This is a genomic window from Enterococcus moraviensis ATCC BAA-383 (assembly GCF_000407445.1).
GTDB lineage: Bacteria > Bacillota > Bacilli > Lactobacillales > Enterococcaceae > Enterococcus_L > Enterococcus_L moraviensis.
In genome coordinates, this window is record NZ_ASWB01000001.1 from 253,023 (window position 1) to 276,628 (window position 23,606).

Here is a 23,606-nt window from a genome sequence, read left to right on the forward strand (position 1 = left end):
TGGATGATCGTGCAGGAAATTAATGTGAAGCTAGATGTATTTGAAGGACCGTTGGATCTTTTGTTACATTTAATTCAAAAATTGGAAATCGATATTTATGATATTCCTATCTCTGCCGTAACGGAACAGTATATGAATTATATCCATACAATGAAAACGTTGGAACTAGAAATTGCTGGAGAATATTTAGTGATGGCAGCAACTTTGATGGCAATCAAAAGTAAGATGCTTTTGCCAAAACAAGAGTTGGAAATGACAGAGGATGATGAGATTCTTGATGGTGAAGATCCACGAGATGCTTTGGTTGCTCAATTATTGGAGTATCGTAAATTTAAATATGCAGCAGGTCTTTTGCATGAAAAGGAATCAGAAAGAAGCCTTTATTATACGAAAGAACCGATGGATATTGATGAATATAAAGAAGACAATCCTTTATTAGAGCCCAATCAACTCAACACGATTGATCTATTCTTGGCGTTTCATGCAATGCTAGAAAAGAAAAAAAGTCGACAACCTGTTGAAACAACCGTAACTGGAGACGACGTTTCGATCGAAGAAAAAATCACAACAATTTCAAGTAAGATGTGTCAACTAGATCGAAATACACCAGTGAATTTTGAATCCTTTTTCACTTCATACTCTAAACAAGAAGTTGTTACGACATTTATGGCATTGTTAGAGTTGATGAAAAAAGGCGTTATACATGTAGAACAAGAGGATAATTATAGCACGATTTTGTTATATAATATTTCTGAAGAGATTGAATCAAGTACGGAGGAAACAGTGTGACCACAGTTAGTCAAATCGAAGCGATTTTATTTGTTGTTGGCGAAGAAGGAATAGGACTGGAAGAACTATCATATTTACTAGGATTATCCACAGCCAAAACATATGAATCTCTGATTGCTTTAAAAGAACGGTATGAATCAGATAAACAAACAGCCTTAAATATTTTAGAAGTTGGGAACCACTTTATTTTATCTACTAAAAAAACGTTTGCGCCACTGTTAAAGAAGTATGCACAATCGCCTATTTCAAATGCGCTATCACAAGCAGCATTGGAAACATTGTCGATCGTTGCATATAAACAACCAATTTCAAGAGTAGAGGTTGATGAGATTAGAGGCGTACAATCAGCCGGTTCCATGCAAAAACTGGTTGCTCGTCAATTGATTGAAGAAAAAGGTCGCGTAGATGGACCGGGGCGTGCCATTTTATATGGAACAACAGCTTATTTTATGGATTATTTTGGCCTAAAATCTTTAGAAGAATTGCCAGATATTCATCAAATGGAAGAAGAAATCGCTGAAGAGTTACCTTTAGACCTCTTTTTCGATCGTTACAAAGAATTAAATGAAGAGGAAACAACTATAGACAGCAACGAATCGGAGGAAGAAAACTAAATGGAAAGACTTCAAAAAGTAATTGCGCATGCAGGAATTGCATCACGCAGAAAAGCAGAAGAATATATTGTTAATGGACGCGTTAAAGTAAATGGAAAAATTATTCGAGAATTAGGGACACAAGTTGGAAAAAACGATAAAGTTGAAGTAGATGATGTGCCAATTTATAAAGAAGAATATGGCTATTATCTTTTTTATAAACCTAAAGGTGTAATTTCCGCTGTTTCTGATGATAAAGGCAGAAAAGTAGTGACTGACTTTTTTTCTCATATTAAAGAAAGAATTTACCCTGTCGGTAGACTGGATTATGATACATCAGGGTTATTACTTTTGACTAATGATGGCGAATTTTCTCAGAAATTGACCCATCCGAGTCATGAAATTGATAAAGTCTATGTAGCAAAAGTTAAAGGGTTGGCCAAAAAACATGATCTACTTCCATTAACAAAAGGGATGAGAATCGAAGGATATAAAACGGCGCCAGCTGCTTTTGAAATTATTTCAGTTGACCTTAAAACCAATACAAGTATTGTAGAATTAACAATTCATGAAGGACGCAATCACCAAGTGAAAAAGATGCTTCAAGCAGTCGGTTATCCAGTCCAAAAATTAAAAAGAGAAAAATATGGAGATTTAACGCTAAAAGGCTTGCGCCCAGGTGAGTACCGTAATTTAAATAAAAAAGAAATTAGTGTTTTAATGAATCAATCAAAATAAGGGAAGGGTTTAGATCCTAGATCCCTTGAGGTTGAGATATGACGTGTATAGTCGTGTCTCAGCCTTTTTATAATATGAAACGATTGCTTTTTTTTAATTACGTTGTATAATAAGGGTGTACAAAAATTTAATAAAGGTTCGTCTTCAGGGGCAGGGTGAAATTCCCGACCGGTGGTTATAGTCCACGACCTACTTCATTTGAAGTGGCTGAATTGGTGAAATTCCAATACCGACAGTAAAGTCTGGATAAAGAAGATAGGGCTTATTTGAATTGGCATTTTTCAGATAAGATAACTCTACTCTATTTTCCCTGCTGGAAAATAGAGTTTTTTGCTGTAAAACACTGCGATTGGCTTTTCCAAAGCAGATGTTGAACACTACTTGTCGAGCAATGCGAGAGAGGTTATCTTTCAGCTATAACACCATACTTAATCAAAAACTAAATATGAGTGAATCTCTTTCACGTCAAAATACGGTCACATACTCTATAGCTGCCAAGTAATGAACACTAACCCTTAGTAACGCTAGCAGTATTGAGTCATTGTATTTTGATTATTGTTCGAACAGTCAATAACTCACAGTAAGGTCAAGAGTAGTCACTGAAAGAGTCAATTTAAAAAAGTTCGTTTGAAGATGGGTCCTTAAACAGGAGGATTTCATATGCGAAACAACAAGGTACAAAAAATGGTAAGTGTAGCAATGTTAGCGGCAATCGGTGTGGTTTTACAATTTGTGGCGTTTCCAATCATACCATCATTAAGTTTTTTGAAAATCGATTTTAGTGACATACCCGTTATGATCAGCATGTTTTTATTCGGTCCATTAGCCGGAATAAGTACTGCTTTTATCAGATCGGTGTTACATCTGTTTACGACAGGTGCGTCACCACAAAATTTAGTGGGAGATGCGGCTAGTTTCTTTGCCACAACAGTCTTCACTTTACCGATGTATTACTTTTTTAAACGAGGAAGCGACAAGCTTTCAAATAAAGTGCTAGGTATTTTTGCCGGAATAATTGCTTTGACCGTTTTCATGGGTGTAGCTAATTACTTTGTGATCACGCCCATTTACTTAAAACTATTCGGTGTATCAGCAGGAGAATTCTTAGGAATGTCACTAGCAAAATATGTTACGATTGGAATAGTTCCATTTAATTTGATCAAAGGTGCAATTGTAAGTGTGGTTTTCTTGATTCTTCATGCAAAACTATTGCCATGGCTTTCCAGAAAACAATATCAATTGGGCAATAAAAAAACAATAACGAAATAAACCATTCATATAAAGTAAAAATAGAGAGGTTGCGTGTAACTTACAAAGTTATGTTCAACCTCTTTTTTTATGGCGAGGACAAAATAGTCTGGTTACAACCAATTTTCTGATAAAATAGAACAGATAAGAATGAGAGGAGAAACAAAGATGAAAAAATGGCAAAAACGACTACTTTGGGTTATTGGAGTAGTTACAGCTTTGATTTTAGTTGGTTTGTTTTATTTGAAAACGATCACCTATACACCTACAACAACCGCTATAGAAGCAGCGGAAAAAGCGACAAATGAGGATGGTGTACTGTTTTTCAAAGGCGAAGAAAAGAAACCTGCTTTAATTTTTTATCAAGGAGCCTTAGTTGAAAATACTAGTTATAGTCTTTGGGCGGAAAAAGTGGCAGAAGCTGGATATTCGGTATATCTGGTAAAAGAACCATTAAATTTAGCCGTTTTAGGACAAAACAAAGCGGAATCTGTCATCAGCGCAAATCATTTAACGAGCTATGTGATTGGAGGTCATTCTCTAGGTGGTGTCATGGCTAGCCGTTTTGCTGCTGAGCAAAAGGATTCGCATGCGCCAAAAGGTGTCTTCTTCTTAGCAAGCTATCCAGATGAAAAAGGAAGTCTTTCTAATTTTACAGGACAAGTGTTGTCATTGACAGGCTCTGTTGATGGTGTGCTGAATTGGGAGGCGTACAACGAAGCGAAGCAATTTTTACCAAAGCAAACAGTATTCCAAGAAATAGAAGGTGGAAATCATGCTGGATTTGGTAGCTACGGTGAGCAAAAAGGGGATAAACCAGCACAAATAAATAATGAAGAACAGCAAGAAGCAGTTGCTCAACATTTAATTGAGTGGTTAAATACAATTAAATAAAACAGAAAAGGAGAAAATTAAGGCATTCGACCACAATTTTCTCCTTTTCTGATAGCGTGAAAGATTTCTTTATTTCTCTATAATCTCTATTGCACGAACCGGGCATTTGCGGTACGCTATTAACGCATTGTTCCGTTCGTTTTCAGGAACAAATTCTTGAGAGGCGTCATTATCATGTTTTAATATGACGATACCATCATCATTATAATCAAAAATTTCCGGTGCATATACTTGGCATAAACCGCAAGCAATACATTTTTCTGGAATTATTTTACAAAGCATATGTGCACATCCTATTCTATCATTCAAAGAGGTGAAACTATGGAACCTTCATTCATTTTAGCTTTATTTCGTCATGGATACAAGGTTCGAACATCAACTTTGTATCATCTTTTAAAAGGGAAGCGAACAAGTTCTGTTTTACTGTATGGTTTTTTGTATGAAAGTTTACAGTTTTTCCAGCTATTTCCAGCTTTATCTGAAAAACAATTCACCACGATAATAGATGACTTGATCTATGACCATTTATTGCAAAGAACCGCAGATGGAGAAGTTCAAATAACAGACAAAGGATTGTACTATACTGTCCATAAAACAACGTCCTATAAATGGATCGACAACTATCGATTCGGAAAAACCGATGAGACGATTTGGCATCTATTGCAATTTACGGTACAAATAGTCTCTAATCTGTCTTATAGTAATAAAAACTATATTCCTCTTGAACAATCACCATTTTATCAAAATCAAGTAAAAAAATATATAAAATCGATGCCCAAAGCGTACTTAGTTGAACAAGTCAAAAAAGAATGGATGATGATTTTTTCCAATCTATCCAACGCTGATGCGAATTTTTTTGTTCAACAATTCTCAGGGTACAACCAAATTGGGAAAGCTGCATTTCAATTAATGGAAGAGCAAACAACGACATTTGAACGATTTTTACTGCAAAAAGACAAACTTCATCATTTGCTAGATTTCATTGATCAAATGCCTGGAAATAGTTTTTTAAAAGGATTTATCTCCCCATTTCTAATACAAAATGCCAATAAAAGTATGCAAGAAACAAGTGCCTATTTGAGAACGCCACTTTCAGTTGAAGAAATTGCCCTGCAAAGAGGCGTTCAAATAAGTACGATCAAAGATCACCTTATGGAATTGTCCTTAACAAACGATTTTCCTTTTGAACGTTTTATAACAGTAGAAACCTATCAGTATTTACGAAATTACATATCTCCTTATCAAAATTGGGTATACCGAGCAATGAAACAAACTCTCCCAGAACTTGATTATTTTGAGTTTCGTTTATATCAAATTCAAAAACTTAAAGAAGAAAGAGAATCAACCACATGACAATCAACTTGGAGCAAATATTACAAGAGAAATTTGGGTTTACTTCATTTAAACCTGGCCAAAAAGAAGTGATCGAACAATTATTAAATAATCAAGATACATTAGCTGTTTTACCTACTGGAACAGGAAAGTCTCTATGTTATCAATTTGTTGGACAATTGATTGAAGGAACCGTAATCATCGTCTCACCCTTATTATCATTAATGGAAGATCAAGTGATCCAACTCCAAAAAAAAGGGGTGACTGGAGTGATCGCTTTGAATAGCAGTTTAAATTTTTTCGAAAAACACTATGTTCTCAATCATTTTGAAAAGTATAACTATATATTGATTAGTCCTGAAACATTGATGCAAAAGGAAGTCCGAACAAAAATTGCTAAGTTAAAAATAGCGTTATTTGTTGTAGATGAAGCACACTGTGTCTCTCAATGGGGTGTAGATTTTAGACCAGAGTATTCCAAGTTAGCACAGATTCAAGCTGAATGTGGCTACCCCTTAACACTGGCTTTGACAGCAACGGCAACGCCGACTGTAAAAAAAGAAATTGTTAAGCAAGTATTTTCCCATCAAAAAAAGATTTCCGAGGTAATATATTCAGTAAACAGGCCAAATATAGGGATGATCGTAGACCAGACTACAGAAAAAGAAACGTCATTGATTGCTTATCTTACACAATTGAAAAGCAAAGGCATCATCTATTGTGCAACTAGGAAAACAGCTGAAAGAGTCAATCGGATCATTAAAGAAGAGACCGATTTACAAACGGCCTTTTATCACGGTGGATTGAGTGCAAGCGAGCGCAGTTTATTACAACAGCAATTTGTAGCCAACGAGTTGGACATTTTATGTGCAACAAATGCATTTGGTATGGGTATTGATAAGCCAGATGTTCGTTTTGTTATCCATTATGATTGCCCAGATAGTTTAGAAAACTATGTTCAAGAGATCGGCAGAGCAGGGCGTGATGGATTACCAAGTGTGGCAATTTTACTCTATCGAAACGGGGATGAATCGATTCATTATTATTTTCAAACAGAAAGTCGTTTAGATCGAGTGCTTCTAAATGAGTTGGCAAACCTTCCACCGAAAAAACAAGAGAGTATCTTTCCCTCATTAAATGAACTTCAACAAAAGTGGGTACAAGGTTATTGGGCGAAAGAATACACGATTGAAGAACTTGAAGAGACTTTATTAAGAAAAGAGAAAGAACGTCAACAACAACTAAATGTTATGTTAAGCTATATCAAAGAAGCAAACTGCCGTCGCACGTTCATTCAACAGTATTTTTCAGAAAAAAATGTTGAAAAAAATCAAGAAAACTGTTGCGACAAGTGTGGCTTATCCTTTGACAATTACAAAGCCCAAATAGTACAATCACCAAAAGAAATCGAAATCTCAGAACAGTGGGAGGACATTTTAATAAGATTATTTAAAGAATGAAAATAATCTTTTTTTAGACTGCAGTTGAGTAAAAGCTGTGGTATAATAGCAAACGAGAGAATTTTAGGAGGAACGATACGTGAGTAAAAAAGATAAGAAGAAACCATCAGGTGCACGTGAACCTTGGGAGCAGTCAATTTATGAAACAGACAAGAATGCTGGGGGCTCTCGCTCAGAGAAACGTCAACAAAAAAAGGGGAATACAGTCTTTCTAACAATTTTAGTTATTCTTTTATTATTGATCATTACTTTACCTGTAGGAACATACCTATACGTGATGAGAGATAAACCAAATGATAACAAGCAGGCGAGCCAACCTTCGTCCTCAGTAGTTGTACAATCATCAACAAAAAATAGTTCGACAAAACCAGCAGCTTCAAGCGAAAATGCGTCACAAGAACAACCAACATCATCTTCAGAAGCCGTGAGCAGTACACCACAAGAAACAACACCAACTAGTTCAGCCGAAGAAGAGGGTGTTTATACAGAAGTTCTTGCTGGAGAAGGGCCAAATCAAGTTGCAACGAGAAATGGTATAAGCACGGACGAGTTGTTACAATTGAATGGGTTAAGTTTAGATTCTGTTTTACAAATCGGAGACAGATTAAGAGTTAAATAATAAAAATGAGTAAACAAAAGCATTTTTAAGGCTTGTACTGTTTACTTTTGAGGGTCTGAAACAAAACAGTATATGTTTTGTACCAGACTCTTTTACTATGTGATAAACGAAGGAGTTCATTATGAAAAAGATAAGTATTGCGATCGATGGACCAGCATCTTCTGGAAAAAGTACAGTTGCTAAAATTTTAGCCAAAAAATTGAAGTACGTCTATTGTGATACGGGTGCAATGTATCGTGCTCTAACATATTTGGCACTTGAAAAGAACATTGATTTCGAAAACGAAAAAGCGTTAGTAGAACTATGTTTAGCACATACAATCTCATTCGAGCAGACAGAAAAAGAACAATTAGTTTTTGTTGATGGTGTTGAAGTGACAGAAGCGATTAGACAACCTAATGTGACCAACGCTGTTTCGATTGTCGCAAAACATGCTGCCGTTCGAGAAAAAATGGTAGAAATGCAACAAGAGATTGGTCAAGCAGGCGGAGTAGTTATGGATGGACGAGATATCGGAACTGCTGTTTTGCCAGATGCAGAAGTGAAAATATTCTTAGTAGCCAGTGTCAAAGAACGGGCCGAAAGACGTTATAAAGAAAATCAGGAAAAAGGAATCGCAACTGATTTTGAAACATTGAAAAAAGAAATCGAACATCGGGATTATTTAGACTCAACGAGAGAAGTCTCTCCTTTAAAACAAGCTGTAGATGCGGTGAAAATCGATACAACAGGTATGAGTATAGACGAAGTTGTTAGAGCAATTGAAGAAATTATTGCAACAAACAAATAAAGTCTGAACATTGGTTTCTAAAATAGTAAAATGGAAAGTGTAACTTTTAAAAAAGTTACACTTTCTTTGTCTTAAAGAAAGAAAATTGCTTCTTAACTGAAAGAAAAAAAAGAAAATGAGAGAAATCGCTTTATTTTTTCAGTAAAATCCCGTACTATTAAAAGAGTAGGTCAGTTTTTACGAATTTTTTGGTGGCATAGGAGGATAAGTATTCATGACAGAAGACAAAAAAGTGGAAAACAGCAATGAAACAATGGAAGATGCAATGAACAGTTTCCAAGAAGTAAACGTTGGAGATATCGTTAAAGGGGAAGTTCTTGCAGTCGAAGACAAACAAGTAATTGTTGGCATCGAAGGTGCTGGTGTTGAAGGTGTCGTTCCAGCTAAAGAATTATCTACAACGCAAGTAGAAGATATCAACGAATTAGTAAAAGTTGGTGACATTTTAGATTTAGTTGTCATCACAACAATTGGCAAAGATAAAGAAAATGGCAGCTATTTGCTTTCTAAGCGTCGTTTAGATGCTAAAAAAGTCTGGGAAGAGATCGAACAAGATTTCCAAGCAGGTAAAATCATCGAAGCACCCGTTACAAACGTTGTAAAAGGCGGTTTAGTGGTTGATGTAGGTGTTCGTGGATTTGTACCAGCCTCAATGGTAGAAGACCATTTTGTTGCTGACTTTTCAGAATACAAAGGCCAAACATTGACTTTCAAAATCATTGAAATCGAACCTTCAGAAAATCGTTTGATTTTATCTCACAAAGCAGTAGTTGCTGCTGAGAAAAATTCTAAGAAAAAAGATATTCTTGCAACGCTTCATGATGGAGACATCGTTGAAGGGAAAGTTGCTCGTTTAACTGATTTTGGTGCGTTTATTGACTTAGGCGGTATCGATGGATTAGTTCACGTTTCTGAAATTGCTCATCAACATGTTGGCAAACCAAGTGATGTTTTGACAGTAGGAGATGATGTAAAAGTTAAGATCCTTTCTATCAATCCTGATGAAGAACGTGTTTCTCTTTCAATAAAAGAAACATTAGCTGGACCGTGGGAAGATATCGAAAACAAAGCCGCTGTTGGATTTGTTTTGGATGGAACAGTTAAACGCTTAACAAGCTTTGGAGCTTTTGTTGAAGTGTTCCCAGGCGTTGAAGGCTTGGTTCATATTTCTCAAATCTCGCATAAACATATTGCAACGCCTCACGAAGTATTACAAGAAGGCGATACAGTACAAGTAAAAGTGTTAGAAGTTAATCCAGATGAACATCGGATTGCGTTAAGCGTCAAAGCATTAGAAGCAAAACCTGAATCTCAAGAAGAACCAAAAGATGTGCAAGAATATGAATTGCCAGAAGAAAATACTGGTTTTACAATGGGTGATATATTAGGTGATGCTTTAAAAGCACAAGATACTGATTCAGAATAATTGTACTACTAAGCGAAGGTTGCCCTTCGCTTTTTTGTTAAAAAAGAACACTGGCCACCTAATATAAGGTAGCTAGTGTTCTTTTTAATGGGCGTATTAATTATAAATTATTCGTAAATCTGCTGGTATAAATTCACCACGATATTGTTTTCTAAATTGATGTGGGGATTGCCCAACTTTCTTCTTAAATAACTTACTAAAATATGTAGAATCAATATACCCCACAGTTCCAGAAATCTCAGTAATAGATTCTTCTGTCTTCATGAGTAATTGTTTTGCTTTTTCGATGCGGTAAGTCGTCAGGTAATCAATAAAGTTCATTCCAACAGCGTCTTTAAAGAAACGACTGACATAATGTCGATTCAAATGCATAATCTCAGCTAAAGTAGTTAAATTGATTTCTTCATTATAATGCTCATGGATATAATCTAAAATTGTGTTGATTTGTTCTTTTGCTAAAGCACTGGGCTTTTTATTTAAAATATCCATGAGTGAGACTTGGTTTAGCGACTTAACACAACGATCAATTGCAAATTTGACTTCATCTAAATCAATCGGCATAAGAATGTAATCGATTACACCACATCGTAAAGCTTGATGAATACTCTGAAAGTTATCACGCTCAGTCAAAATAATGACTTTAATATTGGGTAGTTGTTGGACTATTTTGCGTTTGACAATAAAGCCATCGACGTCTAAGTGGTCAATTGCTATCAAAAGAATTTCCGGAAGTAGGGTTTCCGCAATTGTTAAAGCTTCCAATTCCGTTTTAGCAGGAGGTAAGACTTTTATATTCAGAAATGAATCATTGATAGATTGTTGCAGTAATAAATGTTCTTTGGTATCGTTGCTGACAATCAATAATCGGCACATAGTAATCCCTCTTTTCTTTGATACGATAATAGTCAATCAGTTTGTGAAATTTTCTTTACTACTCTATAATACCTTGAATATATTTAGCTTTCAAGTGTGATTCTTTGTGAAATAAATACACAAAAAGGTAAATTTTCTCCATAATATCCTTAAAATATTCCCTAACAAATTGATTCAAATAGTTTAAACTCAATATGTAAACGTTTTTAATTCTATCGACTAAGGTGATTCAGCAATTTAAAAGACCATGGTGGAAGAATCATAAAATAAGGGAGTGTTAGAATATGACAAAAGAAATTGAACTATTGGTTGAAACAGCCAAAAAAGCACAAGCTACGTACGAAAACTATACACAAGAGCAAGTAGATGACATCGTAAGAAATATTTATCAAAAAACGTTAGATAATGCAGAAAAGTTAGCAATTTCAGCGAATGAGGAGACAGGCTTTGGAAAAGTTTCAGATAAAATCATCAAGAATACATTCGCTAGTGAGCAAGTTTATGAAAGCATCAAAGATTTAGCGACTGTAGGTGTGATCAATCGTTGTAAAGAAGATAAAATCATTGAAATCGGTATTCCTTTAGGTGTAGTGGCCGGCTTGATCCCATCAACAAATCCGACAGCCACAGTTATTTTTAAAGCATTGATTGCCTTGAAAACTAGAAATGCAATTGTTTTTTCACCACATCCGAAAGCGTTAAACTCAATTTTGATGGCAGCAGCTATTATTGAGAAAGCGGCTGTTGAAGCTGGAGCGCCAGCAGGGTTAGTTCAAGTGATCCAAGAACCTACATTGGAAGCAACAAGTGCTTTGATGAAACACGAAGATATTTCGTTGATTCTTGCCACAGGTGGTAAAGCAATGGTGCAGGCAGCTTATAGTTCAGGAAATCCAGCAATTGGAGTAGGTCCTGGAAATGTTCCAGTCTTGATTGATGCAACAGCGGATATTAAACATGCGATAGAGTGTGTTGTTAGTAGTAAAACATTTGATAATGGAATCATTTGTGCCTCAGAGCAAGCGCTTGTAGTAGATAAATCTGTAAAAGCAGCCGTGATTGAAGAATTAAAGGCAAAGAAAGCTTATTTTATGAATGAAGAAGAGTCAGCAAAAGTCAGCCGATTTATTTTAAGAGAAACAGGTACATTAAATCCAGATATTGTTGGAAAAAGTGCTTCAGACGTTGCAAAACTAGTTGGAATTTCGGTGCCAGAAGAAACCTCTATTTTAATTTCAGAACAGACAGAGATTGGGCACCATAATCCATATTCAAGAGAAAAATTAACCCCTATTTTAGGACTGTTCACAGTGGACTCGTTTGAAGCCGGGGTAGAAACATGCAAAGCATTACTTGCGAATGAAGGAACTGGACACACTGCAGTGATTCATACAACAACGGATGCTCATGCTGAAACATTTGGATTAGAAATGCGTGCTTCTCGTATTTTAGTAAATACCTTAGGAGCTTTAGGTGCAATTGGAGCTACGACAAAATTGGCACCATCGATGACCTTAGGTTGTGGTGCAATGGGAGGCAGCAGTACGACAGATAACGTGACAGCTCATCATTTGATGAACGTAAAACGTATCGCATACGGTATCGAATAACATATAAATGAATCATTTAGAATAAAGTATCCTGAAATTGTCGCAGTTCTTATGTGCCAATTTCAGGATTTATTTTTATTCAACGCTTTAATTGACTTATTTCACTAGTTTTTCTTGCATCTTAGACAAGCTTTAGGTAAACTAGTAAAGATTGAAAACTTGTCAAGGAGGTAATTTGAATGGCAAATCCAACAATTGCAATTGTCGGGCGCCCAAATGTTGGGAAATCGACGATTTTTAACCGTATAGCTGGTGAGCGAATTTCTATAGTAGAAGATACACCAGGTGTCACCAGAGACCGTATTTACGCCACAGGAGAGTGGTTAGGACGAGAATTTAGTATTATTGATACAGGTGGTATCGATCTAAGTGACGAGCCGTTTATGGACCAAATCAAGCACCAAGCAGAAATCGCGATTGAAGAAGCGGACGTCATCATCTTTGTTGCAAGCGGCAGAGAAGGTGTTACAGATGCAGATGAATTAGTCGCAAGAATTTTATATCGTAGTAACAAACCCGTGATTTTAGCGGTTAATAAAGTTGATAATCCTGAAATGAGAAATGACATTTACGAATTTTATTCTTTAGGTCTAGGCGATCCTTTTCCAATTTCTGGAAGCCACGGTTTAGGTATTGGGGATGTTTTAGATGAAGCAGTCAAACATTTTTCTACTGAGATCGAAGAGGAAGACGAAGATACGATCAAATTTAGTTTGATTGGACGCCCAAATGTTGGTAAATCTTCATTGATCAACGCTATTCTTGGTGAAGAACGTGTAATTGTGTCTGAAATCGAAGGAACGACTCGTGATGCAATCGATACTCGATTTGAATCTGAAAATGGTCAAAAATTCTTGATGATCGATACAGCTGGGATGCGAAAACGCGGAAAAGTATATGAGTCAACAGAAAAATATAGCGTGATGCGTGCGATGCGTGCGATTGAGCGTTCTGATATTGTTTTAATGGTTTTAAATGCTGAAGAAGGTATTCGCGAACAAGATAAGAAAGTCGCTGGATACGCTCATGAAGCAGGTCGTGGTATTATCATTGTAGTAAACAAATGGGATACTGTCGAAAAAGAAACAAATACGATGCGTGACTTTGAAGAAGAGATCCGTGAAGAATTTAGATATCTTGATTATGCACCGATCATCTTTGTTTCTGCGTTGACGAAACAACGGTTAAATAAATTACCAGAATTGATTGAACTTGTCAGCATGAATCAGAATCTACGAATTCCATCTGCCTTGTTGAATGATGTGGTAATGGATGCTATCGCTATCAACCCAACACCAACAGATAAAGGGAAACGATTAAAGGTATTTTATGGCACACAAGTGGCGATAAAACCACCTACATTTGTAATTTTTGTGAATGAAGAAGAGTTAATGCATTTCTCATATGCTCGTTTCTTGGAAAACCAAATTCGCAAAGCGTTCACTTTTGAGGGAACACCTATAAAAATCATCCCAAGAAGACGGAAATAGCGCATTTTACCACACTTTTTTCAAATGCACAAATAAATTCATTGAGTTATAAAAAAAAATGATATTTTTAGAAAAAACTGGTTAAAACGCATCAAAAACCTTGCTATTACAAGCTTCCTATGATATCGTGATAACAGAATATTGATCCATTTCAATATTTGTACGTCATTTTTGGACCACTCAAAAATAAACGTAAATTAGATATCTATTAGATATCCTATCCCTTGTGGAGGAGGTGAAATAATCCATGGCAAATAAAGCAGAATTAATCGAAAACGTTGCATCTTCAACTGGTTTAACTAAAAAAGACGCAACTGCAGCAGTGGATGCTGTATTTTCAACAATCCAAGAATCTCTTGCTAAAGGTGAAAAAGTTCAATTAATCGGTTTTGGTAACTTTGAAGTACGCGAACGTGCGGCTCGTAAAGGACGTAACCCACAAACTGGTAAAGAAATTCAAATCGCTGCAAGTAAAGTACCTGCGTTCAAACCAGGTAAAGCGTTGAAAGATGCTGTTAAATAAGACAGTTCTTAGAACCCTTGATTAATCAAGGGTTCTTTCTTTGTCTATGTATACAAAATAGTTCAGGGATATCCAATACCGTTAATTCTCAGTCAAACCAAGATGATCCAGATAGCGAAAAATACATAACTTATTTTAAATAGCTAAACAGGTTAGTGGACATAGAAATTATTTCGTGTATGATAAAGTTATGGAAACTCATATAGGTCTATTAACCCACATCAAGGTGTTCAAAGAAAAGCCTTATGCTATAACAGGTATGTTAATTTGGGAAAACGATATTTGTATTAATTGTGTCATCAGAAACAGACCGTTTGCCAAATATGTACTATCGCTACCGATGCACCAATATGAAATTGAGGTAAAAGGAAACTATAATAGTAGAGGACAATTTGATGTAAAACATATGCGCATCGTTAACATAGATAGCTATATCGCTTTGATAGGAACACCAGAATAAAAGAATCCTTGAATCGTCAAGGGTTCTTTTATTTTAATCTGTAAAAAAATAAGAGCCAATCTGATGGATTGGCTCAAGGATAAAAATAATTAGCTATGTCAAAATACAAATCATAAACCTATGAACAGTGTAACGTGCTAATTATTCAAATCAGACTAAATCACTTTGTTTCTTTAAAAAAGCAACTTGGAAGAAGTGCGCTATTTTTCTCAAAAGTTACTTTTTTGAAACAAGTTAAGTATAATGAATAACTAAGAATTTTATACCGACCAAAATTAGAATTAATCTATATAATTTGTGAATCAATCATGCTCGTTATTTAAGAAAATTAAAAGAAAGACTGTGTTTGAATGTTCTTCATTGCGTTTTGGGAAATAAAAATCATCCCTCTTTCTGTTTTATGACAACTAATGGTAAAATGTAGAAGAGGAGTGTTATCGATGAAAGTCGTTTATAAAAAAAATCAATTGCAAACGACCATTTTTTATGGCGAAACGTTTGGATCACAGATTAAATCAGCTTCATTTGAATCGAAACATCTGTTCTTGATCACTAATCAGCGCTATTACGATTTGTTTTCAGAAAAACTCATTCAGCTTTTTGATGACAAACAAGAATTAGATTGGTATATTTGTAAGAATGACTCACATTGTAACAATATGCAAGAGTTAGAAAGTCTACTGGCATTTTTGACGGATTTTAATCAACAACAAGAGTTTCTTTTGTTAGGCGTTGGAAATGAGGGCGTGATGCAATTAACTAGCTTTTTGCATAAAACATCTGTATTAACCTCGGACTGTTGGCTTTTGCCACTATCCATCCAATCGCTCAGCAAAAGCTTGATTGCTAAAGCTCAAATACAACTAAAGAATCATCCTGTTTTGCATAGTTTAGTACTAGCAGATAAAATAGTTTATGATCATACCTTAACAACAGATCATGGGGATGGGAAATTAGTTGATTTTCTTGTTTTCATTCGTTGTGGTTTAGTATGTAGTCACGATTTTTTACGAATGCTTTTTAAAAATTATAGTGATGCAACGCGATTGAATCAGCAGTCATTTAATGGTATGTTGGATGAGATGATACGTTATTACGAAAAAGATGCACAAGCGATTGACCAATTTGGACAACTGTTTGAACAGGGGTTTTTAGAAACAGCGAATGGGCATTTATTATCCAGTCATATGAAACGCTTTTTAGGATGTTTACTGCAGCTGTTCTGGTCTCAAGAAGTCAATAAGTTTTCGTTTCATTACAAGAATTTTTTGATTTGGTTGATTCGCTTAGGATTTCCAGTTGATTTTCCGGAACAAATTTTAGTCAGTGATTACGTGGAAGGCATTTTAAAATGCGTGGAGCGCGGTCAAACAGCAGCGCTTTTAAAAGAAGTAGGCCAACTTGATACCATGCAACGGCCAAAAACGGAAGACTTATTAGCAACAGTAGAAAAATACAAAACTATTTTAAAAGAAATTAGAGGATAGAATATGACAACATATAGTGAAAAAATGCTACAAGCACTACACGAAGAAGATTTAGCACAAGCACAATTAATGCTAGCAGAAGCAATCAGAAAAGATGATGCTGACACACTTGCTGATTTAGGAGAAGAATTATTATCACTTGGCTTTTTAGAAGAGGCTAAAGTCATTTTTGACCATTTATTTACGGTCTTTCCTGATGCTGATGGGTTGAATATTCCATTAGCAGAGATTGCGATTGAAAATAATTTGATTGATGATGCCTTTGTTTATTTAGAAAAGGTTGGCAAAGATAGCGATAGTTATGTCCAGAGCTTACTTGTAACTGCAGACTTATATCAAGTAATCGGAATCCCCGAAGTCAGTGAAGCAAAATTAAAAGAAGCACAACAACTGATGCCAGATGAACCATTGATATTATTTGCCTTAGGTGAATTGTACTTTTCAAACGGCCAGTTTCATGAGGCCTCAACAGCATACCTAAAATTGCTTGAAGACCAAGTGACAGAAATCTCTGGTGTTTCTATCAATGAACGTTTAGGAAGTAGTCACAGCATGTCGGGTGAGTTCGAGGATGCTATCCCGTTTTTAGAAAATGCTTTAGAAGAAGGTCAGACAGATGATCGTCTATTCCAATTGGCGTTTACTTATTTACAGCTACATGAAAACCAAAAAGCAATTGCTCTATTGCAGCAACTAAGAGCTTTGAATCCCCATTATCAATCGTTGTATTTGTCTTTAGGTGAAGCATTACAAGAAGAAGAACAACTTGAAGAAGCACGTATCGTTTTAGCCGAAGGGATCAAAGAAAATCCATTCCAAGTTGATTTATATCAATTAGCATCCGAAAATGCTTACAGATTACATGATACAGAAAAAGCAGAGTCACTGTTGAAGCAGGCGTTAGAACTTGGTGAAAAAACAGATGAAACAAGACTGACATTGAGCAATTTATATTTAAATGAACATCGCTTTGATGAAGTGATTGACGTTGTACAAAAAATGGAAGAACAAGGTCACCCTTATGGTGAATGGAATTTGGCGCATGCATACAATGAATTAGAAGAGTTTGATTTAGCTAAAGTCCATTATGAGCAAGCGTACCAAGAGCTCTCTCATGAACCAGAATTTTTAAAGGAATATGCCGTCTTTTTACGCGAAGAAGGGCAATTAGAGAAAGCAAAAGAATTATTGCAACACTATCTACATCACGAACCTGGAGACAATGAAGCACAGTCTTTATTAGAGGATATTGAAGAAAGATAGGTGATCATATGTTTGTCAATGTTGCAGAAAAAAAAGAGTTTTTACTTTGGCTAGTCAATAATATTTCATTCAGCCAGCGAGAAGTTTTGTGGATTTTAAACTATTTGATTAATCATGAAGCAATCTTAAATAACGTACATTTCATTGAACAGGCGGATAAAGCAGTTCGTGGACTTAAAGTTACCTCAAAAGAAATTGAGGATGAGCCTATTCGCTTATTTTTATCAGGGAAAGAATTTACAGATACCGATCAAATTTTTCATGAGATACGTATGAATTGGAAAGAGGCGCTTTATGTAGAATGTGTCTTCGATGGGTCATGGCAAAATGGGCAATACCTATCAATTTTAGAGGATAATCCCTATGCACGCTGGAATGAACAAGTAAGTGAAGAAGTTGTTGAAACTATTAACGCATTCTTTGCACATGAGGAAAAACAAGCCAAGCTAAATCTGTTGTATGATCAAATTGATTTAGCTTTAGAAGATAATAATTATGACGCTTTTTTAGAATTAACTGATGAATTGAATCGTTTAAAAAACTAGAAAAAAGGAAAGATAGAATGAGCATTTTCTATCTTTCCTTTTTTATGTTATTAATTTAGTTGTTTTTTTCTTTTGAAGAGCATTTTTGAAGGTCTGGCATAGGTAAATCCTTCACCGATTGCTTCGTGGACGTTGAGTACTGAGATGAACGCTTTTGCATCTAACTCATGGACGATTCGCTTGATTTCAATGATTTCACTAGGGCTGACCACCACATAAAGGACTTTTTTATCCACTTGGGAATAGCCCCCTTGACCATCGAGATAGGTAACACCACGCTCTAATAATGCCATGATTACTTCACCAATATCTTCTGAATGATCGGAAATCACTAAAATCCCTTTCGCTGCATAGGCGCCATCTAAGACAGAATCAACAACTTTACTGAAAACAAATGAAACGATCAAAGTATACATCATCCGTTTAACATCAATATAAGTAAGAGATAAAAGCAGTACCAATATATCAAAAATAAGTAATGATCGTCCCATGCTGATGCCATAATTTTTTTCCAAGATTCGGGCAATTACATCTGTTCCACCAGTTGTTCCACCTACGCGATAAACTAGCCCACTGCCAATACCAGCAGCAAGTCCAGCTAATAAAGAGGCGATCAATAAATCGTGATCTAAGTTAATGTCAATTGGGAATCGCTGCCATAACCATAAAAAGACGGATAAAGAGACCGTTCCTAAAATTGTATAATAAAATGAGTGCTTCCCTAAAACTTTTCCGCCAATCAAAATCAACGGGATATTGATAACCAATGTTGAATAGGCCGGATCTATGTAATAAAGTGCTCGTAAAATCAATGTAATCCCAGTTACGCCACCTTCAGCTAGATCATTTGCAATATTAAAGGTTACTAAACCAAACCCATAAAGGCATGTCCCAACTAGTATCAGCAAAACATCTTTAACATAAAATTTTTTTTCTTCAATCATCTTTTTCACTCCTAAACCAAATTGGGTCGATATCACATACCTTCATATCCAAGAACCCCTGTCCAGTACTCACTTTATCATTCTCAATATAAAACAACAAGTAGAAGCTTTTCAGATGGCGTAGTTTTTGATAAGATGTGTAGTAGAGAGGTTGGGGTAAAATGACAGACACGAATCAATCGTTACAGTCTATGCAAAAAGAAGTAGACATGTATATTCAACAATTTAAAGCGGGTTATTTTTCTCCATTAAGCCAAATGGCACGATTAACAGAAGAAGTTGGAGAGTTAGCAAGGGAAATCAATCATTATTATGGTGAGAAACCCAAGAAGATGGATGAAAAGCCAAAAACAGTTTCGGAAGAATTAGGTGATGTATTGTTTGTGACAATGATCATGGCAAATTCATTAGATATAGACTTAACAGAAGCATTTCAAAAAAATATGGAAAAATTCAATCAACGGGATAAATATCGTTTTGAACGAAAGGATGGACGAACAAATGATTAAAATTTTAGTCGCAGGTTTCAAAGGAAAGATGGGTGCTACAGCAACTAAAATGGTTTTGGATCACAAAGGATTTGAATTGGTTGGTGTATTAGATCCTTTTGAAGACAAAAAGAATCTCAACGAATTAACGGAGTATCCAACAATAGATGTACCAATATTTAAAACGAAAGAAGACGTTCTTTCTGTTCAGCCAGATGTTTGGATCGACTTTACCATTCCAAAAGTAGCTTACGAAAATACACGTTTTGCAATAGAACACAAAATCGCGCCAGTTGTTGGAACAACTGGTTTAACAGAAGAACAATTAGGTGAACTGATCGAGCGTTCAGAAACGTTGAAAGTTGGTGGATTGATTGCGCCAAACTTTGCTGTTGGCGCAGTATTGATGATGCAGTTTGCACAAAAAGCAGCTGAATACTTTCCAGACGTTGAAATAATTGAGTTGCATCATGATAATAAATTGGATGCTCCAAGCGGCACGGCTATCAAAACAGCTGAAATGATGAGTGCAGTGCGTGCGAAAAAAAATCAAGGTCATCCAGAAGAAAAAGAATTGATTCAAGGTGCACGTGGTGCGGATTTTGATGGGATGAAAATCCACAGTGTACGTTTACCAGGCATGATAGCACATCAGCAAGTTCAATTTGGCGGTGTTGGAGAAGGGTTGACGATCAGGCATGATTCCTATGACCGCAGTTCATTTATGACTGGTGTGGCATTAGGGTGTGAAAAAGTAGTTCACTTAGACAAATTAGTGTATGGTTTGGAAAATCTATTATGAAACTAGAAATAGTACCAGATGAATTTACTCAAGCGGCTAGTGTGCTAAAAGAGATTCAAGCACATGGATTTGAAGCTTATTTTGTCGGCGGAAGTGTTCGTGACGCTTTATTAAATCAGCCGATTCATGATGTGGATATTGCAACGAGTGCTTATCCAGAAGAAATCAAACAAATTTTCCATCGAACGATCGATGTTGGTATCGATCATGGAACTGTGCTCGTTTTGATTGGTGATGAACAATATGAGATCACGACCTTTAGAACAGAATCAACATACCAAGATTTTAGAAGACCTGACACCGTAACGTTTGTGCGATCATTGAAAGAAGATTTAAAACGTCGAGATTTTACCATCAATGCCTTGGCGATGGACGTGACTGGTGAAATCATTGATTTATTTGATGGAATGAATGATTTGAACCAACAAATCATTCGTGCTGTCGGAAATCCTAAAGAACGGTTTCACGAAGACGCATTACGAATGATGCGCGGCTTGCGGTTTGCTAGTCAGCTTGATTTTACGATTGAACCCAAAACGCTAACGGCTATTCAGGAATTTCATCCATTGTTAGGAAAAATTTCAGTAGAAAGAATCGCTGTTGAGTTCATTAAACTTTTATTAGGAAAAAATCGACGAGCAGCTTTAATACCATTTATAGAAACAGAGTGCTATCAATACTGTCCTGGTTTACGTAATTTTGGTGAGGCATTGTTGAATTTTTCGGATTTACCTAATAAACAGATTGAAACGGAAAACCAGGCTTGGGCTTTATTCATGCATACAATGGGACTGAAAGAAAATGAAGTTCGAAGTTTTTTAAAGGTTTGGAAGCAGTCTAACCAGACGATTCATCATGTACAATTACTGATTTATGGGTTAAATAAACGACTTCAAGCCGACTGGGAAGTGATGGATTTATTCAATTTAGGGTTGGATGCTGTACTATCAGTAGAAAATCTATTGTATTATTACGGGCAAAAGAGTAAACTTGAAGAAGCAAAAGAACGCTATTTAAATTTGCAGATCCATGATAGAAAGCAACTTGCAATTACGGGGAATGATTTACTAGCTTATTTTGCTAAAAGTCCAGGAAAATGGTTAGGGGATATGATCGTAACGCTTGAAACGGCTGTTGTAAATGGTCAAATCGCAAATGACAAATCACTGTTGATTGCTTACGCACAAGATATAATCGATAAGGAGTGAAAGCCGTGGAAGAATTTTTGAAAGAGTTTGTTGTTGGTTCAAAAGATACTGCTGAAGAAATTGGTTCTGGCGACTTGGCTGTATTAGCTACACCTGTGATGATTGCTATGGTAGAGAATACAGCAAAAGAGTATCTACATAAGGAATTAGCACTAGAGGAAACAAGTGTAGGGACTATTATCAATGCGAAACATTTACGTCCGTCTAAAGTTGGGGCAAAGATCATTGTGAAAGTAAAAGTGGATTCTCAAGAAAAAACAAAAATCAATTTTTCTTTTGAAGCATTTGATGATGAACAACTCGTAGCTACTGGAACCCATCAGAGAGCTGTTATCTTAACAGACGTTTTTTTAGATAAATTAGCTAATCCTAAGTAATGAAGCTAATGGTGTGACCTGAGATGAAAGTTATGCTAAACTTAAATTTGTAGTAATTATTTTAGATAAGGAGACTTATATTATGAGTAGAGAAATGACAGGATTGAAATTTTATTTTAGAAATGGTGAAACTTGGACAATCGGACGCCGTTTTATCGGAGACCTATGGATCAAACAAATCACAACAAGCTTCGGTCGTATTCACGGAAGCGAATTTATGGAAATCCATCCATGTGAAGGATTCAAAATCGAAATCTTCCAAGAAGGCGACCACGTTCAAACACACGATATCAACCTTGGTGGTCTTGAATTAGGAATGTTTGCCCGTGCTTTAAAATATGAAGACATCGAACGTATGGAAATTTTATACAAAACTGGTACACCAGATCTTGTTTACTTCCCATACAAAGACAAAACTGACGAAGGTTTAGATAATGTATACCAATCTACTAAAGTCAGTGAAAAAACAAAAAGCTTATATATCGTAATCGATCCAAAACAAACGGTTGACGATGTATATGGTGAAGAGCTTTAATAGAACTGATTTAACCGTAGAACTCTTACTAAAAGATTCTACGGTTTTTTATTCATATTAGGAGGGATAATAAGTGAAAGCCGTTGAATTGTCTTTTAAAGAGAAACAAGCAACATTGAAAGTAAACGAGAAGATGGCAATGCCTGTACGAGAAAAGGATCAGTTACGAATCAAAGTCGCAGCGGCTGCAGTGAATCGTACTGATTTAGTCGCAAAACAAACAGGAAATTTGCCAAAGGGAAATACTATTTTAGGTGTTGAAGTTTCAGGAACAGTAGTAGAAAGTGATTCAGAACAGTTTCCTTGCGGTTCCCGTGTAATGGGATTGGTAAATGGCGGTGGCTATGCAGAGTATGCGGTGATGAATGTTGGAAATGCAATGCCTTTATCAGACCAGTTAACATTTGAAGAAGGCGCTGCAATTCCAGAAGTGTTTCTAACTGCCTATCAAACGCTCTTTTGGTTAGGAGAATTGATGCCTACACAATCAGTATTGATTCATGCAGGTGCTAGTGGTGTCGGCACAGCTGCAATCCAGTTGGCTAGAAAATTAACAAACGCCAAAATATTCGTCACAGCAAGCTCCGCGAATAAACTACAATTGTGTGAATCTTTAGGAGCAGATACGCTGATTAACTATAAAGAAGAAGACTTTAGTCACAGAATCATGAAAGAAACCGCTGGACAAGGGGTTGATTTGATTTTAGATTTCATTGGAGCCGATTATTGGGCACGCAACCTGGACAGTATCGCGGATGACGGTCGTTTGATTCTGATTGGAATTTTAGGTGGATCTATTGTTGAAAATGTAAATTTGATGACAGTGATGCAAAAAAGAATTACAATCAAAGGAACGTTGCTCACACCTCGGAGTGATGCTTACAAAGCAAAATTAACTAAAGAGTTTATTGAAAAAACAAGTGCGTTATTTGCATCCGGTGAATTAAAACCGATCATTGATTCCGTCTTTACTCTAAATGAGGTTGAAAAGGCTCATAAGTATATGGCGGACAATAAAAATAAAGGAAAAATCATTTTAAAAACAACAGAATCATAAGGCTTTTAAAACAAAAATCAATTGAATTTTGAAATTAACAAGAAAAAAATGTTGA

The 23,606-nt window shown here is 35.9% G+C and carries 25 protein-coding genes and 1 riboswitch; of the genes, 22 read left to right on the forward strand and 3 right to left on the reverse strand.

Going from position 1 to position 23,606, the window contains the following annotated elements:
* The first annotated feature begins 9 nt into the window (after window positions 1-9).
* The 5 genes from I586_RS01245 to I586_RS01265 all read left to right on the forward strand — a co-directional run bounded on the left by I586_RS01245 (window position 10) and on the right by I586_RS01265 (window position 4,262).
* Window positions 10-789 carry a segregation/condensation protein A gene (locus I586_RS01245; RefSeq protein WP_034701658.1) on the forward strand — a complete coding sequence of 260 codons (780 nt, stop codon included), beginning with the start codon at window positions 10-12 and terminating at the stop codon, window positions 787-789.
* Entirely contained in the window at window positions 786-1,403 is a 618-nt protein-coding gene (gene scpB / locus I586_RS01250) for an SMC-Scp complex subunit ScpB (protein ID WP_010764995.1), read from the forward strand. The genes I586_RS01245 and scpB overlap by 4 nt, the downstream gene beginning before the upstream one ends.
* Window positions 1,404-2,120 carry a pseudouridine synthase gene (locus I586_RS01255; protein WP_010764994.1) on the forward strand — a complete coding sequence of 239 codons (717 nt, stop codon included), beginning with the start codon at window positions 1,404-1,406 and terminating at the stop codon, window positions 2,118-2,120.
* Window positions 2,121-2,256: 136 nt separating this feature from the next.
* Window positions 2,257-2,381, forward strand: a riboswitch (FMN riboswitch).
* 399 nt (window positions 2,382-2,780) lie between these two features.
* Window positions 2,781-3,389 (forward strand): ECF transporter S component, encoded by a 609-nt coding sequence (locus tag I586_RS01260; protein WP_010764993.1) that lies wholly within the window; start codon window positions 2,781-2,783, stop codon window positions 3,387-3,389.
* Window positions 3,390-3,536: 147 nt separating this feature from the next.
* Complete coding sequence (locus I586_RS01265) at window positions 3,537-4,262, forward strand: alpha/beta hydrolase (RefSeq protein WP_010764992.1); 726 nt, start codon at window positions 3,537-3,539, stop codon at window positions 4,260-4,262.
* 69 nt (window positions 4,263-4,331) lie between these two features.
* On the opposite strand, the gene I586_RS01270 is transcribed toward I586_RS01265, so the two are convergent.
* Complete coding sequence (locus tag I586_RS01270; RefSeq protein WP_010764991.1) at window positions 4,332-4,544, reverse strand: ferredoxin; 213 nt, start codon at window positions 4,542-4,544, stop codon at window positions 4,332-4,334.
* A 39-nt stretch (window positions 4,545-4,583) separates the two neighbouring features.
* On the opposite strand from I586_RS01270, the gene I586_RS01275 reads away from it, so the two are divergent.
* The 5 genes from I586_RS01275 to rpsA all read left to right on the forward strand — a co-directional run bounded on the left by I586_RS01275 (window position 4,584) and on the right by rpsA (window position 9,889).
* Window positions 4,584-5,615: a YpbB family protein gene (locus I586_RS01275; RefSeq protein ID WP_010764990.1), complete on the forward strand. Its 1,032-nt coding sequence runs from the start codon at window positions 4,584-4,586 to the stop codon at window positions 5,613-5,615.
* Window positions 5,612-7,054 carry a RecQ family ATP-dependent DNA helicase gene (locus I586_RS01280; protein ID WP_010764989.1) on the forward strand — a complete coding sequence of 481 codons (1,443 nt, stop codon included), beginning with the start codon at window positions 5,612-5,614 and terminating at the stop codon, window positions 7,052-7,054. The genes I586_RS01275 and I586_RS01280 overlap by 4 nt, the downstream gene beginning before the upstream one ends.
* A gap of 79 nt (window positions 7,055-7,133) precedes the next feature.
* Window positions 7,134-7,673, forward strand: coding sequence for an SAG1386/EF1546 family surface-associated protein (locus I586_RS01285; protein WP_010764988.1), 540 nt, complete (start codon window positions 7,134-7,136; stop codon window positions 7,671-7,673).
* 121 nt (window positions 7,674-7,794) lie between these two features.
* Window positions 7,795-8,463, forward strand: coding sequence for a (d)CMP kinase (gene cmk / locus I586_RS01290; RefSeq protein WP_010764987.1), 669 nt, complete (start codon window positions 7,795-7,797; stop codon window positions 8,461-8,463).
* A 214-nt stretch (window positions 8,464-8,677) separates the two neighbouring features.
* Window positions 8,678-9,889 carry a 30S ribosomal protein S1 gene (gene rpsA / locus I586_RS01295; protein ID WP_010764986.1) on the forward strand — a complete coding sequence of 404 codons (1,212 nt, stop codon included), beginning with the start codon at window positions 8,678-8,680 and terminating at the stop codon, window positions 9,887-9,889.
* Window positions 9,890-9,985: 96 nt separating this feature from the next.
* Here the strand turns inward: rpsA and I586_RS01300 are convergent, their stop codons facing one another.
* Window positions 9,986-10,762 (reverse strand): helix-turn-helix domain-containing protein, encoded by a 777-nt coding sequence (locus tag I586_RS01300; RefSeq protein WP_010764985.1) that lies wholly within the window; start codon window positions 10,760-10,762, stop codon window positions 9,986-9,988.
* A 284-nt stretch (window positions 10,763-11,046) separates the two neighbouring features.
* Here I586_RS01300 and I586_RS01305 point away from each other — a divergent pair, with 284 nt between their 5' ends.
* The 6 genes from I586_RS01305 to I586_RS01335 all read left to right on the forward strand — a co-directional run bounded on the left by I586_RS01305 (window position 11,047) and on the right by I586_RS01335 (window position 18,140).
* The gene (locus I586_RS01305; protein ID WP_010764984.1) at window positions 11,047-12,372 is read left to right on the forward strand and encodes an acetaldehyde dehydrogenase (acetylating); all 1,326 of its coding nucleotides are present in this window, start codon (window positions 11,047-11,049) and stop codon (window positions 12,370-12,372) included.
* A gap of 179 nt (window positions 12,373-12,551) precedes the next feature.
* The gene (gene der, locus I586_RS01310) at window positions 12,552-13,862 is read left to right on the forward strand and encodes a ribosome biogenesis GTPase Der (RefSeq protein ID WP_010764983.1); all 1,311 of its coding nucleotides are present in this window, start codon (window positions 12,552-12,554) and stop codon (window positions 13,860-13,862) included.
* 247 nt (window positions 13,863-14,109) lie between these two features.
* A complete protein-coding gene (locus tag I586_RS01315; RefSeq protein ID WP_010761417.1) occupies window positions 14,110-14,385 on the forward strand; it encodes an HU family DNA-binding protein in 276 nt (91 codons plus the stop codon).
* 900 nt (window positions 14,386-15,285) lie between these two features.
* The gene (locus tag I586_RS01325) at window positions 15,286-16,332 is read left to right on the forward strand and encodes a hypothetical protein (RefSeq protein ID WP_010764981.1); all 1,047 of its coding nucleotides are present in this window, start codon (window positions 15,286-15,288) and stop codon (window positions 16,330-16,332) included.
* Between the two features lie 3 nt (window positions 16,333-16,335).
* A complete protein-coding gene (locus I586_RS01330) occupies window positions 16,336-17,595 on the forward strand; it encodes a tetratricopeptide repeat protein (protein ID WP_010764980.1) in 1,260 nt (419 codons plus the stop codon).
* Window positions 17,596-17,603: 8 nt separating this feature from the next.
* On the forward strand, window positions 17,604-18,140 hold the full coding sequence (locus I586_RS01335; RefSeq protein ID WP_010764979.1) for a ReoY family proteolytic degradation factor: 537 nt from the start codon (window positions 17,604-17,606) through the stop codon (window positions 18,138-18,140).
* A 50-nt stretch (window positions 18,141-18,190) separates the two neighbouring features.
* On the opposite strand, the gene I586_RS01340 is transcribed toward I586_RS01335, so the two are convergent.
* Entirely contained in the window at window positions 18,191-19,084 is an 894-nt protein-coding gene (locus tag I586_RS01340) for a YitT family protein (protein ID WP_010764978.1), read from the reverse strand.
* A 161-nt stretch (window positions 19,085-19,245) separates the two neighbouring features.
* On the opposite strand from I586_RS01340, the gene I586_RS01345 reads away from it, so the two are divergent.
* From I586_RS01345 to I586_RS01370, 6 genes are all read left to right on the forward strand, one after another.
* Complete coding sequence (locus I586_RS01345; RefSeq protein ID WP_010764977.1) at window positions 19,246-19,593, forward strand: nucleotide pyrophosphohydrolase; 348 nt, start codon at window positions 19,246-19,248, stop codon at window positions 19,591-19,593.
* Window positions 19,586-20,374 carry a 4-hydroxy-tetrahydrodipicolinate reductase gene (gene dapB, locus I586_RS01350; protein WP_010764976.1) on the forward strand — a complete coding sequence of 263 codons (789 nt, stop codon included), beginning with the start codon at window positions 19,586-19,588 and terminating at the stop codon, window positions 20,372-20,374. Before I586_RS01345 ends, dapB begins: the two co-directional genes overlap by 8 nt.
* Window positions 20,371-21,582 carry a CCA tRNA nucleotidyltransferase gene (locus I586_RS01355; protein WP_010764975.1) on the forward strand — a complete coding sequence of 404 codons (1,212 nt, stop codon included), beginning with the start codon at window positions 20,371-20,373 and terminating at the stop codon, window positions 21,580-21,582. Before dapB ends, I586_RS01355 begins: the two co-directional genes overlap by 4 nt.
* Before the next feature lie 5 nt (window positions 21,583-21,587).
* A complete protein-coding gene (locus tag I586_RS01360) occupies window positions 21,588-21,959 on the forward strand; it encodes a thioesterase family protein (RefSeq protein ID WP_010764974.1) in 372 nt (123 codons plus the stop codon).
* An 82-nt stretch (window positions 21,960-22,041) separates the two neighbouring features.
* On the forward strand, window positions 22,042-22,494 hold the full coding sequence (locus I586_RS01365) for a hypothetical protein (protein WP_010764973.1): 453 nt from the start codon (window positions 22,042-22,044) through the stop codon (window positions 22,492-22,494).
* Window positions 22,495-22,567: 73 nt separating this feature from the next.
* The gene (locus I586_RS01370; protein WP_010764972.1) at window positions 22,568-23,551 is read left to right on the forward strand and encodes an NAD(P)H-quinone oxidoreductase; all 984 of its coding nucleotides are present in this window, start codon (window positions 22,568-22,570) and stop codon (window positions 23,549-23,551) included.
* The last annotated feature ends 55 nt before the right edge of the window (window positions 23,552-23,606 follow it).

What these genes read in the sequence shown, in the direction of transcription:
- I586_RS01255 (WP_010764994.1), top strand. Translation starts at nt 1,404, where the DNA reads ATGGAAAGACTTCAAAAAGTAATTGCGCATGCAGGAATTGCATCACGC.
- I586_RS01260 (WP_010764993.1), top strand. Translation starts at nt 2,781, where the DNA reads ATGCGAAACAACAAGGTACAAAAAATGGTAAGTGTAGCAATGTTAGCG.
- I586_RS01265 (WP_010764992.1), top strand. Translation starts at nt 3,537, where the DNA reads ATGAAAAAATGGCAAAAACGACTACTTTGGGTTATTGGAGTAGTTACA.
- I586_RS01270 (WP_010764991.1), bottom strand. Translation starts at nt 4,544, where the DNA reads ATGCTTTGTAAAATAATTCCAGAAAAATGTATTGCTTGCGGTTTATGC.
- I586_RS01275 (WP_010764990.1), top strand. Translation starts at nt 4,584, where the DNA reads ATGGAACCTTCATTCATTTTAGCTTTATTTCGTCATGGATACAAGGTT.
- I586_RS01280 (WP_010764989.1), top strand. Translation starts at nt 5,612, where the DNA reads ATGACAATCAACTTGGAGCAAATATTACAAGAGAAATTTGGGTTTACT.
- cmk (WP_010764987.1), top strand. Translation starts at nt 7,795, where the DNA reads ATGAAAAAGATAAGTATTGCGATCGATGGACCAGCATCTTCTGGAAAA.
- rpsA (WP_010764986.1), top strand. Translation starts at nt 8,678, where the DNA reads ATGACAGAAGACAAAAAAGTGGAAAACAGCAATGAAACAATGGAAGAT.
- I586_RS01300 (WP_010764985.1), bottom strand. Translation starts at nt 10,762, where the DNA reads ATGTGCCGATTATTGATTGTCAGCAACGATACCAAAGAACATTTATTA.
- I586_RS01305 (WP_010764984.1), top strand. Translation starts at nt 11,047, where the DNA reads ATGACAAAAGAAATTGAACTATTGGTTGAAACAGCCAAAAAAGCACAA.
- der (WP_010764983.1), top strand. Translation starts at nt 12,552, where the DNA reads ATGGCAAATCCAACAATTGCAATTGTCGGGCGCCCAAATGTTGGGAAA.
- I586_RS01315 (WP_010761417.1), top strand. Translation starts at nt 14,110, where the DNA reads ATGGCAAATAAAGCAGAATTAATCGAAAACGTTGCATCTTCAACTGGT.
- I586_RS01325 (WP_010764981.1), top strand. Translation starts at nt 15,286, where the DNA reads ATGAAAGTCGTTTATAAAAAAAATCAATTGCAAACGACCATTTTTTAT.
- I586_RS01330 (WP_010764980.1), top strand. Translation starts at nt 16,336, where the DNA reads ATGACAACATATAGTGAAAAAATGCTACAAGCACTACACGAAGAAGAT.
- I586_RS01335 (WP_010764979.1), top strand. Translation starts at nt 17,604, where the DNA reads ATGTTTGTCAATGTTGCAGAAAAAAAAGAGTTTTTACTTTGGCTAGTC.
- I586_RS01340 (WP_010764978.1), bottom strand. Translation starts at nt 19,084, where the DNA reads ATGATTGAAGAAAAAAAATTTTATGTTAAAGATGTTTTGCTGATACTA.
- I586_RS01345 (WP_010764977.1), top strand. Translation starts at nt 19,246, where the DNA reads ATGACAGACACGAATCAATCGTTACAGTCTATGCAAAAAGAAGTAGAC.
- dapB (WP_010764976.1), top strand. Translation starts at nt 19,586, where the DNA reads ATGATTAAAATTTTAGTCGCAGGTTTCAAAGGAAAGATGGGTGCTACA.
- I586_RS01355 (WP_010764975.1), top strand. Translation starts at nt 20,371, where the DNA reads ATGAAACTAGAAATAGTACCAGATGAATTTACTCAAGCGGCTAGTGTG.
- I586_RS01365 (WP_010764973.1), top strand. Translation starts at nt 22,042, where the DNA reads ATGAGTAGAGAAATGACAGGATTGAAATTTTATTTTAGAAATGGTGAA.